At 62.4% G+C, this 13,004-nt stretch carries 15 protein-coding genes and 2 pseudogenes; 10 read left to right on the top strand and 7 right to left on the bottom strand.

From position 1 onward, the window contains the following. The first annotated feature begins 178 nt into the window (after positions 1–178). Positions 179–1,618: an APC family permease gene (locus tag IWX64_RS09170; RefSeq protein ID WP_196866829.1), complete on the top strand. Its 1,440-nt coding sequence runs from the start codon at positions 179–181 to the stop codon at positions 1,616–1,618. 247 nt (positions 1,619–1,865) lie between these two features. Continuing rightward, positions 1,866–2,285: a hypothetical protein gene (locus IWX64_RS09165; protein ID WP_196866828.1), complete on the top strand. Its 420-nt coding sequence runs from the start codon at positions 1,866–1,868 to the stop codon at positions 2,283–2,285. 46 nt (positions 2,286–2,331) lie between these two features. On the opposite strand, the gene IWX64_RS09160 is transcribed toward IWX64_RS09165, so the two are convergent. After that, entirely contained in the window at positions 2,332–2,874 is a 543-nt protein-coding gene (locus IWX64_RS09160) for an ArsR/SmtB family transcription factor (protein WP_196866827.1), read from the bottom strand. 75 nt (positions 2,875–2,949) lie between these two features. On the opposite strand from IWX64_RS09160, the gene IWX64_RS09155 reads away from it, so the two are divergent. Both IWX64_RS09155 and IWX64_RS09150 read left to right on the top strand, forming a co-directional pair. Then, positions 2,950–4,200: an MFS transporter gene (locus IWX64_RS09155; protein ID WP_245345644.1), complete on the top strand. Its 1,251-nt coding sequence runs from the start codon at positions 2,950–2,952 to the stop codon at positions 4,198–4,200. A gap of 97 nt (positions 4,201–4,297) precedes the next feature. Further along, on the top strand, positions 4,298–4,495 hold the full coding sequence (locus IWX64_RS09150) for a mycothiol transferase (protein WP_196866826.1): 198 nt from the start codon (positions 4,298–4,300) through the stop codon (positions 4,493–4,495). 19 nt (positions 4,496–4,514) lie between these two features. On the opposite strand, the gene IWX64_RS09145 is transcribed toward IWX64_RS09150, so the two are convergent. Next, positions 4,515–5,561, bottom strand: coding sequence for a S66 family peptidase (locus IWX64_RS09145; protein WP_196866913.1), 1,047 nt, complete (start codon positions 5,559–5,561; stop codon positions 4,515–4,517). A gap of 279 nt (positions 5,562–5,840) precedes the next feature. On the opposite strand from IWX64_RS09145, the gene IWX64_RS09140 reads away from it, so the two are divergent. Continuing rightward, the gene (locus IWX64_RS09140; RefSeq protein ID WP_196866825.1) at positions 5,841–6,794 is read left to right on the top strand and encodes a nucleoside-diphosphate sugar epimerase; all 954 of its coding nucleotides are present in this window, start codon (positions 5,841–5,843) and stop codon (positions 6,792–6,794) included. Between the two features lie 39 nt (positions 6,795–6,833). Here the strand turns inward: IWX64_RS09140 and IWX64_RS09135 are convergent, their stop codons facing one another. Further along, the gene (locus tag IWX64_RS09135) at positions 6,834–7,292 is read right to left on the bottom strand and encodes an SRPBCC family protein (RefSeq protein WP_196866824.1); all 459 of its coding nucleotides are present in this window, start codon (positions 7,290–7,292) and stop codon (positions 6,834–6,836) included. A gap of 77 nt (positions 7,293–7,369) precedes the next feature. Then, a pseudogene (locus tag IWX64_RS17015) lies at positions 7,370–7,534 on the bottom strand (ABC transporter permease subunit); the annotation flags it as partial. 68 nt (positions 7,535–7,602) lie between these two features. On the opposite strand from IWX64_RS17015, the pseudogene IWX64_RS17010 reads away from it, so the two are divergent. The 4 genes and pseudogenes from IWX64_RS17010 to IWX64_RS09115 form a co-directional block, all read left to right on the top strand. Continuing rightward, positions 7,603–7,767 (top strand): annotated as a pseudogene (locus tag IWX64_RS17010) (ROK family protein); the annotation flags it as partial. A gap of 42 nt (positions 7,768–7,809) precedes the next feature. Continuing rightward, entirely contained in the window at positions 7,810–8,100 is a 291-nt protein-coding gene (locus tag IWX64_RS17005) for a hypothetical protein (RefSeq protein ID WP_312883997.1), read from the top strand. Between the two features lie 287 nt (positions 8,101–8,387). Beyond that, positions 8,388–8,876 (top strand): Lrp/AsnC family transcriptional regulator, encoded by a 489-nt coding sequence (locus IWX64_RS09120; protein ID WP_196866822.1) that lies wholly within the window; start codon positions 8,388–8,390, stop codon positions 8,874–8,876. Positions 8,877–8,890: 14 nt separating this feature from the next. Next, complete coding sequence (locus IWX64_RS09115; RefSeq protein ID WP_312883998.1) at positions 8,891–9,565, top strand: haloacid dehalogenase type II; 675 nt, start codon at positions 8,891–8,893, stop codon at positions 9,563–9,565. Positions 9,566–9,652: 87 nt separating this feature from the next. Here IWX64_RS09115 and IWX64_RS09110 read toward each other — a convergent pair whose 3' ends face one another. Together IWX64_RS09110 and IWX64_RS09105 are read right to left on the bottom strand one after the other, a co-directional pair. Then, positions 9,653–10,684: an isopenicillin N synthase family dioxygenase gene (locus IWX64_RS09110; protein ID WP_196866821.1), complete on the bottom strand. Its 1,032-nt coding sequence runs from the start codon at positions 10,682–10,684 to the stop codon at positions 9,653–9,655. 306 nt (positions 10,685–10,990) lie between these two features. Continuing rightward, on the bottom strand, positions 10,991–11,422 hold the full coding sequence (locus IWX64_RS09105; protein ID WP_196866820.1) for a universal stress protein: 432 nt from the start codon (positions 11,420–11,422) through the stop codon (positions 10,991–10,993). Positions 11,423–11,676: 254 nt separating this feature from the next. Here IWX64_RS09105 and IWX64_RS09100 point away from each other — a divergent pair, with 254 nt between their 5' ends. Beyond that, entirely contained in the window at positions 11,677–12,270 is a 594-nt protein-coding gene (locus IWX64_RS09100; protein WP_196866819.1) for a gamma-glutamyltransferase, read from the top strand. 29 nt (positions 12,271–12,299) lie between these two features. On the opposite strand, the gene IWX64_RS09095 is transcribed toward IWX64_RS09100, so the two are convergent. Continuing rightward, positions 12,300–12,671 (bottom strand): hypothetical protein, encoded by a 372-nt coding sequence (locus IWX64_RS09095; RefSeq protein ID WP_196866818.1) that lies wholly within the window; start codon positions 12,669–12,671, stop codon positions 12,300–12,302. Positions 12,672–13,004 lie beyond the last annotated feature (333 nt).

The following is a 13,004-nucleotide window of genomic DNA, read 5'->3' as shown; positions in this document are numbered from 1 at the left end:
ACAGTCTCCCACCCCGGAGTGAGACCAGCGAGGGCACCAAGGAATAGATCGAGGAAGGCCTCATCCTGCAACTCACCAGCTGATGCCAAGAAATGTGAGGCTTCGTTGGCGCTGGAAGCGCCGTCCGGTACTACTCTGATCGTAATCGCCATCCATCAAGCACCAAGAAGAGGCTCCCATGGGTACTGAATCATCAACACCGACGGATACCTCCCTCCTGAAGGTTCTGGGTAACTGGGACGCCCTTGCACTGGGCTTCGGTGCCATGATCGGGTTCGGCTGGGTAGTCCTGACCGGCGGCTGGATTGCTGAGGCGGGCACCATGGGGGCCACCCTGGCCATGATCACCGGCGGCGTCATCATGGGTGTGGTCGGCCTGACCTATGCCGAGCTCACGGCGGCGATGCCGAAGGCGGGTGGCGAACACAATTTTCTGCTCCGGGGAATGGGACCGCGTTGGTCCTTCATCGGATCGTGGGCAATCACTGGCGGCTACGTCACGATTGTCGCGTTTGAAGCGGTCGCTCTCCCCCGCACCGCGCTGTATCTCTTTCCCAACCTGAATCAGGTGCCGCTCTGGGAGATCGCGGGGAGCCAGGTCCACCTGACCTGGGCTCTGGTCGGCGCCGTAGCCGCGGTCGTCATTACCGGCGTCAATATCCGGGGCGTGAAACTTGCCGGCGTGGCACAGACCTTCGTGGTGTTACTGCTTATGGTCATCGGCCTGATGCTGATCTTTGGTTCGTTCACGGGTGGTTCCACCGAGAACATGGAACCCTTCTTCACCGGTGGCATGGGTGGGTACTTCGCCGTCCTGGTGGTGGTGCCGTTCCTCTTCGTCGGATTTGACGTTATCCCGCAGTCAGCCGAAGAAGTGAATATCCCGGCACGGCAGATTGGCCGCCTGGTGGTCATCGCCGTGATTCTCGCAACCATCTGGTATGTCATGACCGTGCTGACCACCTCGTCGGCCATGCCCGCGAACGAGATCGCCCAAGCCGACATCGCAACGGCAGATGCGATGGGCGCACTGTTTGGCACCGATGTAATGGCCAAGATCCTGATTGCCGGGGGCATCGCGGGCATTCTCACGTCCTGGAACTCGCTGCTGCTTGGGGCGTCCCGCCTGATGTACTCGATGGCCCGCTCCGGCATGCTTCCCCGCTGGTTCGGCAAATTGCACCCGAAATACCGCACCCCATCGAACGCCCTGCTGTTCATTGGCGGGCTGTCCTTCCTCGCTCCCTTCTTCGGTGAGGCAATGCTGGTGTGGCTGGTGGACTCGGGCGCTCCAAGCATTGTGATCGCGTACCTACTGGTGGCAATCGTGTTCATCATCCTGCGCCGCAAGGAACCGGCAATGGACCGGCCCCTGCGCATTGGTGGCGCAGGCAACGGTGGCGTGATTATCGGTTTCGCGGCAGTCATCCTCTGTGTCGGACTGCTCAGCCTGTACCTGCCGGGGATGCCCGCGTCGCTTACGCCGCCGCCGTGGATTCTGTTTGGGCTGTGGTGGGTACTTGGAATGTTCTTCCTGTTCAGAATCCCGACCGGTGTCAAGCCCGGAGCGGACGCTGAGGAGGATCTCCTCGCCAGACTGGCGCAGAAAAGGGGCTAATTCACGCGGGCTTCCCGTTCAGCGTTTCCTGCCAAACTTCCGCTCCCACCAATCACGCCTCGGCGTCGTCAGCGGACCGATTTCGACGGGAAGCCTCCGCGGCAGTTTGGTGATCAGCTCGGTACCGGAAAGGTCCTGAGGACGGGAGGGTAGCCTTAACCTTCTCACGTTTGCAGGGGCGGTCACCGCCTCACTGGCTTTCGGGCTTGCCTGGAATGATCCAGCGAACCTGCAGCTCGGATTCGTTTTGGCTGGCACCGGAACCCTGATAATCGGCTGGATTTACCACGTAAAGCGCATCCGTCCCGCGGTCGAGGTAGGAAGGCTGAATGTCTTGATGTCGCTTGAAAGCGACGAGCAGAAGTGGGTGCGGCGGCAAATACTGCGCAAGATCCCAACCGAGCAGGCCCATCTGGATGTCAGCCGGGCGGCCGCTGTACAACTCCGGAAGACCGCAGCAACCTCATTGCTGATCGCGCCAGTCGTGCTGTTCAGCGTTTCGTCGAACCTTTTTCACACCTCTGGTGGGGTGTGGTGGTTCATTGCGTGCGTTCTTCTTGTTGGCCTGATCGCTGTCGCTCAGACCGTCCGCGAATTTCGGTCAGCGGGCCTGTTCCTTCACGAGACCGAAGACGGGTGGGCGCTGCACCACGCTGATCATCGGTGACCTCCGCAGTCCACATCGGTTGAACGCCCGGCCCGCTGAACGGTGTCTAGTCCGGTGAACGGTGAAGCACAAACATTCCGCCATAGGCGGGCTCACCCGTCCGCGAAGCCTCGGTATCGGTGTATTCCCTCAGAACATCGTAAATCCGGGAAATGAGGTCATCGGCATCGGCTTTCGAAAGATGCAGCACAAAGCGGGAGAGGCTTGCCAGCGCATGCGGCCCGGATTCAGCCAGTTCCTCACGTAGCGCGTCGATTGGCGCCAGCGGACCGTTAGAGCCGGCGTCGTCCAATGCCGTATCCAGGCGCCAGGATCGCCCGGTCGATCGATACGGTTTTTCCAGCGCACCGCTCTCCCCGGTGCGGACTTCACCCGGCTCCAGGAATTCCGTCGCGAGCAACTGCCGAACGTGATAGAGCATGGTGCCCGGGTCCTGGCCCAACCGGTCAGCGAGCTGTTTGTTGGTCAGTTCATGAAGGCCGCATAGACGCAGAATTCTCAGCCGCAGGGGGTGAGCCAGCGCTTTGATTTCGCGCGCGCTCGCTGCGGGATTCAACGCGCCCTTGCCCGTCGGGGTGCCATCAGTCATGCGTCCAGCATACCGGCTGATGTACGTAATTGTAATCACCTTGAAGTTTCTACATCGCCGTGAGATTGTTCACATATGACCAGAAACATGGAACGGGTGCGGGAGCGAAATAGCGCTCCCCTGGGTGCGTCATATTGGAAGCTATGGACCTCGACAGGGCTGTCCAACCTGGCCGACGGCGTCTTCAAGATCGCCCTGCCTCTGCTCGCGATCCAGTTCACCCAATCCCCCACGCTGATCGCCGGGCTCGCCGTCGCCGCCTCACTCCCCTGGCTACTTTTTGCGCTGACGGCAGGTGCGTTGGCTGACCGGTTCAACCGCCGCACACTCATGCTGGCAGCGAACCTCACCCGCTCGGCACTGCTCGCCGGACTGACAGCGATCATCCTGCTGGATCTCGGAACCCTGTGGGCGCTGTACGTGATCGCCCTCCTGGTCGGGGTCACCGAAACTCTTTACGACACCTCGGCCCAATCGTTCATGCCGCAGATTGTGCGGCGGGATCAGCTCTCCCGCGCGAATGGCCGGCTGTACGCCGTCGAACTCACCGCAAATCAATTTGTCGGGCCTCCGCTCGGGGGATTGTTGGTGGCAGCCGGCGTCGCCCTGGGTTTCGGGGTGCCCGCAGCCCTGTGGCTGCTCGCCGTAGGGGCACTTTTCCTGGTGCCCGGCAGTTTCCACATTGAACGCGAGCAAAAGACGACTCTCCGATTCGATATCGCGGAGGGCCTGCGTTTCCTTTGGAACCAAAAGATCCTGCGGACCCTGGCAGTGATGACAGGGGTATTCAACTTTGCCTCCAGCGCTGCTTTCGCCGTCTTTGTCCTATTCGCCGTGGGCCCAGCTTCGGTGATGGGACTGTCCGAGGTGGGCTTCGGCGTGCTCCTGACATCGTCTGCTCTCGGTGCGTTCGCAGGCTCATTCCTCTCTGAGTGGGCCGAGTCCACGCTGGGTCGATCCAGGTCATTGGCGCTCACAATTGCTGGCGGCGCGCTGTTCGTTGGCGCGCCGGCCATCACCGATAACCCCTATGTCCTCGGCGGCATCTTCTTTGTGGGCGGAATGCTCCTCATGCTCTGGAACGTGATCACCGTGTCACTGCGCCAGCGCATCGCCCCCAACCGCCTGCTGGGGAGGGTTAACAGTGCCTACCGTCTGCTGGCCTGGGGCACGATGCCCCTGGGTGCGGCAACCGGCGGGTTGCTGGCCCACTGGTTGGGGCTGCAGGTCATGTTCGGCATCATGGGGCTATTAACCGTTGCGCTCCTCGGGCTGATGCCAATCCTCACGGACAAGGCAATCGACGCGGCCGACGTCGAATCCTAGGCCCCGGGTGGATCGCCGAATATTTTGGGCGCACGGATGATGAGTCGGTAAGGATGACCAGCGTGGACAAACAGATCAAGCGACTGGTGCAACTGGTTTGCGCTCGGTGATCCACCGGATTATGGAGTACGCGAGGCACTGCGGTCACACGGACTTGCTCAGGGAATACATTGACGGTCACCGGCAGCACACCGTGGATATCGTGCAGGACTGCAACGGTTCGGACCATTCGCCGAGTATGACCGCTCCGGCCGATTTCGGTAACCATTGCACCAGCGGATGCCTCGGTCTTTAGGTCCGAGCCTTTTCGCCGGTCACCCATAGTGCGCCGTGATGGTGTGATGTGATCCGTCCAGAGTGATCATTCCGCCGAAGGGCAGAATCCATTGAGGACGGGTATGGCCGAAGGGCACCCCGACGCAGATCACCGCCTCCGGGTTGTACTGGCTTACCTCGCCGATGACAGTGTCCCGCTGGTCGGCTCGCAGACGGGAACGTTGTTCAGAGTCGGGCCTGCTATCGAAGTCGCTGGTCGGGGGGCGGGCCACGAGTACTCCCTGGACCGCACTAAGGATTCCCCTCTCCCCCAGCCCCCGAACCCACCGTTTGACCCAATCAGTGGGTGGAATCAGCTCGCTCGTCTCCAGGAGCAGGATCGAACCTGCCAGGTGCTCCAGCCGCGGTATCCGGCCGGCCAGCGCGAGCTGATCGATGACTTCCAGGCAACCACCCCAAGTCCTTCCCGTCACCTGCCGGGCCGGGCCAGCCCAGGTCCAGGGTTCGGTTGGCTCGCGATCACCATAGCGGAGGAGGGCACTGGGATCACGCCAGTCGCGTCCGAAATCCTCAGATTCTCCCGGGTTACCAATGGTCAATTCACCGCCGATCATCAAGGCAGCACGGAGGGAGGCCAGATGAATGTCATCGATACCAGGTCCGGAACCAAGATGCACCTGCGTGGAACCTCCGTAGAACCCACCGATCCTTTGTGCCCACAACCAATTGAGCAGGTTGGTGTTGTCGCTGTATCCGAGGAAAATTTTCGGATCGGCCCGCGCCAAGTCGGCTCGAAGGTGGGGAATCACGGTGATCTGGTCATCGCCCCCGATCGTCGAAAGGATGGCACGGATCGCCGGATCGGCGAACGCCGCGTTAAGGTCTGCGGCTCGCGCTTCTGGCGTGGCTCCAAGCTGGCGGGTTGTCGGGTACTCGACCGGAATGAGACCGGTCGCCTCTGTCAGTCGTCGCATTGCCTGCTCATGAACGGCGGGAGCGAAACCGGGGGCCGCAAAGGATGGGGACAGGACCGCCACACGGTCCCCGCTATGAAGCTTTGGAGCCTCCAGGCCGTCCCCCCACATATCCATCCCGCCATTGAAGCACACGAAGGATATGCATCAGTCGGCTATACCTGCGCTGGCGGAACGGATCGGGGTATCGCCGTCGTACCTGGCCGACAGAGAAGGAACCGCATAGTAATTTTCCTCTGCCATGCCCAGCACCGCCCTCACCGAATGAACTCGCCACGACGCTATCAGCCGAGACTTTTCCTCTGAGGGTGGGGCGGAGCGTAGTGTCAGAGCTGCCCACAATCCGGTTCGCCGCGACCAATCGGGCAATGATCCTACAAGGGAGGGCGCGTGCGGGCCATCATTCTTGGCGGTACCGGTGCAATCGGTGGAGCCACGGCGGCAAGGTTCGCTGCCGCGGGCTGGGACGTTGACGTTACCGGGCGTGATCATGCATCGATGCCAGGCGAGCTTGCGGCAGTGGGTGTCCGTTTCCACTCGATTCCCCGGAGCGATGTGCATGCCATTGAACGGCTCGTCGGCGCCGGGGCTGAGGTTCTGGTGGATCTGCTCGCCTACCGGGGCACCGACGTCGAGGCACTGCTCCCCGCGCTGTCGTCCGTCGCTTGCCCGGTCCTAGTTTCCGGCAGGGCCGTCTACGTCGACCCGGTTGGCAGGCACCTTAACGGCGACGTCACACCACGCTTCCCAGGGCCGATCAGCGAGCAGACGCCGACGCTGCCGCCAGCCGGCGACGGCGTCGACCCCTTCACGCGTGAAGGATACGCGCCGTCCAAGGTGGCCGCCGAGCAGGTGGCATTGAACAGCGGCCTACCGTTTACCGTGATCCGTCCGTCGAAGGTCCATGGCCGCTGGGCCAGGAATCCACGCACCCGGTTCTTCATCGAACGCATGCTGCGCGGCGACGACACGATCGCGCTTGCCCATCGAGGTGCCACAGTGGACCATCTGACCGCGGCCACGAACACAGCCGTTCTCATCGCTGCTGTCGCCGCCATGCCCGAAGCGCGGGTCCTTAATAGCGCCGACCCGGATACGCCGACAGCGGAGCAGATCGTCCAGGTGATCGCCGCCCGGTTGGGATGGAGCGGGAGCCTCAATCTCCTGGCTGAATCACCCGATCCCAACCCGGGTGCTCACCCCTGGTTCACCCCTCACCCCCTTGTGCTGGAGACCGCAGCCTCCGAACGTCTCGGCTACCAGCCGGTCGGTACCAGTTTGGAGCTACTCGAGGAAGAAATCGATTGGGTGGTCGGCGAGCTCGCCCACCACCCGCATGCCTAGGACGAAACTGCGGACTCCCACGGGCCGGTGAACCGGTCGTTAGAGCGATTCGGCCTTCGCCGCTATTTCCGTGAGGTCCTTCGCGAGTGCGTTGCGGGTCATGCGTAGTCCGAGTTTGCCGAAGATTGCCAATCCCACTCTGGTCAGGAGGGAGGGGTTGGCCGGCTCCCCTCCGAAGGTCATGGTGAGGTCGGTGCCGCCGTCGCGCTCGACCAGCGTCATGCGGGAGGTGTAGTCGGCGCCGTCCTGCAGCGCCCTCACCGTGGTGCTGTGGGGCGCGTCGGACTGGGTCACCCACATCTCAACCGTCTCTGTCCTGCCCATCATGGTGCGGGTCTCTTTCCAGCGGGTTCCCTCCCCATAGGGTCCCGCGCTCAGCATCTCGACTGATTGAACGCCCGAAAGAGTCGAAGCTGAACCGGGGATGTCAGAAATGACCGTCCACACCTTCTCCGCGGAGGCGTTGACGTGCTGGGTGAGGCTGATGGTGTGGTCCATGTCCCCGAGCCTAGTCCTGATGCTTCCGTCCCGCGTTGCATCTCACCGGTCGCTATCGCTGCGAAGGACCAGCAGTCAGCGGCTGCGACGGTATACATTTCGGGGTTGGTGAGGTGGATGAGTTGGCTGAAGAAGTCGTTCCAGGTTCAGATGAACGTGAAGATCGTGGTGGTGGCCAGAGCCGGGAGCATCAGCGGGAGGATGATTTTGGAGAAGATTTTGAAGTGACCGCGCCCAGTGATCGTGTGGCTTCACCGCTAACCGATCACCACCCGTGAGCTAGGCGTCCGGCTACGTATGCCACGCGGCCAAAGACGCTTCCCTGGCGGCGGAAGCCGAGCTCATCTTCGGAGCTGGCGCAGGCCAGCGGAATATTGTCTACCTCAACGGCGGTGCGAGCGGGATCGGTGGCGGCCTCGTCTCCGACGGAACGCTGCTGCGGGGCTCCTCGGGGTACGCGGGGGAAATCGGCCACACATTCGTCCGCACCAGCAGGAGCGACGATCTCGACAGCCAAGTGGCACGCCAGTTGGGGTATCTAGGCATAGCCCTCCGTAATGCGGTCACCACCCTCAACCCGGACGCCATCGTCCTCGACGAATTCCTCGGCGTTCTTCACGCCCTGTCCCCGGCTACTCTGAACAACCACCTGCTGTCGCAGGCGTTGGGCGGACCGGCGAGCGAGGTAACCATCCACCGCACTGAGCTGGGCTCCGATCTGATGATGATCGGAGCCGCCGAATTGGCCTTTACACAGTTCCTTTCCAATCCTGCCGGCACTGGTTCGCTGCCGACGGCGGGGAGCTAGTCTGGAAAGAGGAGTCCGTTGCTGTCGATGGTGCCACGGACCACAAGGCGCTCGTTGTGCGAGCGTCGTTCCTACAACCTGTCAGGGGTTACCCACTGGTTGCTCCCGAAGCCGAGGTAGAGGATCACCCTTCCCGACCGTTCTGTCTCCCATTGAGCGACATGGCAGTCCCATTGTGCAACAGTCAAAGCATGCACTGGTCAATTTGACTACACTTCAAGCCTGGGGACCGCTAAACCTGGTCATCCTGACTGCGAATAACCTGACCGAGAGATGAAGGAGCACCCATGGTTGCCACCAGGGATCATCGTCCCATCCGGGACGCCATTGATCGGGCCGTCCTCGAGGCATTGGACGCCGACTCACGCATGACTGTGCTCGCCATCGCGCACCGCACCGGCCTGGCCCGTGGCACAGTCCAGGCCCGGTTGGAGCGATACGAGCGCGAAGGTGCGCTGAGGGATCACAGCGTCCGCATAGCACCCGAGGCGCTTGGCCTGAACATTTCAGCGCACGTCGCGGCGGAGCTCGATCAGCACAGAATCGATGTTGCGGTGGAGGGCCTCCGGGCTATCCCGGAAATCATTGAATGCCTCGCTCCCGCAGGTGAGACAGACCTTCTCTGCCGGGTTGTCGCCCGCGACCCGGACGACCTGTATCGGGTCTCCGAAGAAATCCGCCTCTGCCCAGGAATTCTGCGCACCCGAACAAGTATGTTCCTGCGCCAACCCATCCCCTACCGCATGAGTCCGCTGCTCGCGGCGCTCGGCAGCTAAGGAGGACCATCCCCGTGTCCACGAACCCCTCTGCGCTGATCTTTGACGTTAACGAGACACTGTCAGATCTGGCGCCGCTGCAATCCACCTTCATCGACGCCGGATTGGCCAGCGATCTTCCCCGACCGTGGTTCGCGGAGTTGCTCCGCGACGGTTTTGCCCTGACCGCTTCGGGTAGCAACCCCTTGTTCGCGGACCTCGCCTCGGACAGCTTTCACCGCCTTCTCATGCAGAATCTGGGGCCAGCCGACTATCGGGAGCACATCGATCACCTGTTGACTGCGTTCAGAAACCTTCCCCTCCACGCGGATGTAGCGCCGGGTGTCGAGGCACTCAGCGCAATCACCCAACTCGTGACGCTCAGTAACGGCGCCGCTGCCGTTGCCGAATCCCTGCTGACCCGGGGCGGCATCCGGGACAGATTCTCGCGGCTGCTGAGTGTTCAGGACGCACAGCTCTGGAAGCCTGCCCGCCCGGCCTACGAGTACGCCGCTCAGGAGACCGGCCATGCGCCCGAGGACCTGATGCTGGTCGCGGTACACCCATGGGATATCCACGGAGCAAACGCCGCCGGCGTCCAGACCGCGTGGATCAACCGGTCCGCGGCCGCTTATCCGTCCTACTTCTCCCCGCCCGACGTCGTAGCGCGCGATCTAGTGGATCTGGCGAAAATACTCCAGGAGGGCTGATCCGACCAGGTACCCTCGTGACAGCCACCGCCTCCCCCACGACAGCCCGGAGGAAGGCTCCCCCGGGCTATCTGTATCCGCTGTGCGTCAGCTGGTCCGCGGGGAGCTCTGCGTTAGAAGATCGGCGTGGTGCATAGCGGCGACATTGGGGTGGGCTCGGAGCCGGTAGCGGAGCGCGTTGTCCCCGTAGGTTTCCAGGATTGGGCTGTTGGTCGGATCCACCGAGAGCCCGCCGGCTTTGGCGTGAAACTCCGGACTCATTCTCAGCGCAGGCATGGTGGCGTCCAGCGCGGGGTTGTAGAAAAAGGGCAGGGAGATCCGTTCGGCGCCGTCTGCCGGTGAGATCACGCGGTGCAGGGTCGCCTTGAGGAATCCGTTGGTGGCAAGCTCAAGCATTTCGCCAATGTTGACGACGAAGGTCCCGGGAACCTCAGGCACGTCGATCCACTTGCCCTGGTGTTCGACCTGGAGTCCGCCCTTTCCGGGTTCAACGAGGAGGAGTGTCAGCACGCCGCCGTCGCGGTGTGACCCGACGCCCTGCTTGGGCTTGTCTCCGGTTTCCCGCGGATAGCGCACAATTTTGAGCATCGGAAAGGCCCTGGCGCCAAACGCTTCGTCAAAGCTATTCGACGGTGCGCCCAGGGACACCGCTATCGCCCGCAGCAGATCCATGGAAATGGCACTCAGGCGCTGTGTCCACTCAGAAACAATTTCCTGCATCTCGGGCAGGTCAGTTGGCCACAGATTGGGACCTTCCAGGCGCCAATAGTCGGCCACGCCCGGGCCCGGCTTGACGGCGTCGCGGTCCACACCGATGTCGATCTGCTCGCGCCAGTCCACGGCCCGGTCGGTGAGCTCGGCGCCCATCCTGGTATAGCCGCGGAACTGGGGACTGTTGACGTTTTCCAGCTCGAGCTTCTGCTCCTCGGACAAATCGAAGAAGCGACGGGAGACGGCGAGCATCTGATCGGTGAGGTCCTGGGGTATGCCATGACCGCCCAGGTAGAGGAAGCCGACGTCGTGCATCGCGTCGCGCAGATCGTCCCTGAATTGTGCGGCCTCTTCCTGACCCGCGCTCAGTCGTGAGTAGTCCAGGACGGGCAATGATTCGAGTGACAAGGTCGTAAAGTCCTTTGAAGCGAAGTGAGGAAAACAAGATCCGGATGCGCTTAAACGTTACGACTGCAGCCGCTCAGAACGGCGTTCGCGTTGCGAAGTGTGTCATTTTGGGCGTGGATCGGGTGCTTGGCGTTCGGAGAGCAGACCTCTCCAGCCTGGACAGGTCCGTGGTGCGCCGCCATGGGTGCCGTCCACTGGACGCAAACCTATCACTCGGCGTCGGCGTTCCCAGTGGCCTGGCCACTTGTCCTCGTGGCAGGCCACCGGGCAGCCTGGAAGCGCACCACCGCACTTCTTCGGCGAACCCTAGGAAGCAGTCTTGACCACCAGTACGTCGCAGGGAGCGTTGTGCACGACGCTCCACGCGACGCTTCCCAGAACCCGCAACAGTCCGGTCATACCCACGTTGCCAACAACCAGCAACTGGGCACCGATGCGATCGGCCTCCTCGATGAGGACATCCTGCGGTTTGCCCCGGCCCGCGGCCGAACGGACCTTCACCGAGGGGTGCTCTTCGCGCAGTTTCACCGCCACCCGCTCAGCCAACTTCAGAGCTTGCTCGGCGTCGTCCAGTATCCAGGTGTCATTTCCGATCCGGACAACCTCAGTGTTGCCCTTGATGTGCGCGCTGAGCACCACAAGCTCCACTCCCAGGCCCTCGGCAAGGACCGCGGCGCGCGAAGCGGCCATATACGCGGTGTCGCTGCCATCGACCCCAACAACCACATTTCCTGCCATGCTGGTTCCTCCTCAATTATCGATCCGCTTATAGCGGTATCCGGAGCCTACCGAAGTTAGCCGAAAAACCTCACTAGGCTAAGGCAGCCTTTCATTCCCCCGGACCGTGAGTCGAGGCTCTCCTACCCGGGCAGGACCGCTGGCGGGGACTGATTTAGCTACTCAGGCGTCGGTCATGCCTGTGCCACTTGTGACCGTAGCTGGGTAGGCACTGCCCCAGATCATCTCCACCAAGTCCCGCGGGCACCGTCGGCGTGGCTTCCAGCCGGGCGTCTGGCTGTCCGGCAACCGTTCGCCAGGGGCGGGTCCAACCGTCACACCTGCGCCTACCGAGGCTGGGAAACCCCGCTATCTCTGTCGCCGGTCCCCGCCATCACCTTGCCCGATCCGGAGCCCCAGCCCGAACTGGTGGAAGCGGTGCTCTCCTGGCCACCGATGCTGGCGCCGCCATTCTCGACGCCGGCGGCACCGCTCCTGACGCGTGGGTTGCCGTCACCGCAGTGCCGAGCGTGGTGGAACCCTTCTATCCGAGTGCGCTCGGCGGGGACACCTGGGGTCTCTATTACGACGCCGACGCTGAGGCGGTGACCAGCGTGAACGGTGTTGGCCCGGCAGGCAGTGGAGCGACCCTTGCCGACTATGGTCCCCAGGCCGGGACCCCTGGCCTGCATCAGGTAGTCGTGCCCGATGCATGGGACGGCTGGATGGTCTGGCTCGGTGAATACGGCACCATGGACCTCGACGAAGTCCTTGCCCCGCTGGAAATTTCTCCCGACGGGCTGTCAGCCGAGGCAGCGGCCGAGCCTTGCAACGACACCGCCAGTGGCATCGTCACACCACCGGGCTAACCCCCGGGGCAGGATGAAACGTATCCCGGTTAGGTGACGGGCACTTCTACATCGACGATGCCGACAAACCGGCTCCCAATTCCTTCGTACTCGCTGCGAACGAGACTCGGCATTGCCTGCGGGATTTCATCGTGGGAGTGGTGGGCACAGGAGACATAGGTGAACGGCGGCCACCATTTCTTCGGCCGGGCAGCTTCCGAGAAACCACAGACCACACAGGTCAGCTGGACCCAGACAGGCCGCTTGCCCGTCCGGTTTTCCCTGGACTGGACGAGCCAGGCTGGGGGATTTTCCACCAGCTCCGACAGTTCGGCGTCGGTCAGCCTGCTGGGGATACCGTGGCGGTGTGCCATCTCCAGCGGAATATCGAGAATCTGAGCTGCTTCACGTCGTGTAACCACCAGTTAAAGATACGGGATGCGGGACCTGGCCGTCCGTCCGGTCTGGTTGCACGGGGATGATTGAGTCGACGCGGCTCGTGATAGCCGTCCTCACCTGAGGGGTATCTGGGTGTCGGAAGGGATGGGATGGCAGCGGCGGGTCTGTGTCCGATGCCGTCGTCCCTTTCTTGCGTACTCGCATTCAATTACGATGCCACGGTGGACACTTTGCTGAAGTACCGTCCCTTCCACCCGAAAACCCTGTCTGTCAGCATTGGGTGAGACACCGCCACTTTTCCCACTGACTCCTTAAGGGCGAGATTTGGAAACCGATTCCCTGTGAGCACCGCACTT

The organism is Arthrobacter sp. CAN_A212 (genome assembly GCF_015752345.1).
Lineage (GTDB): Bacteria > Actinomycetota > Actinomycetes > Actinomycetales > Micrococcaceae > Arthrobacter_D.
This window is presented reverse-complemented; position numbering and strand designations above follow the sequence as displayed.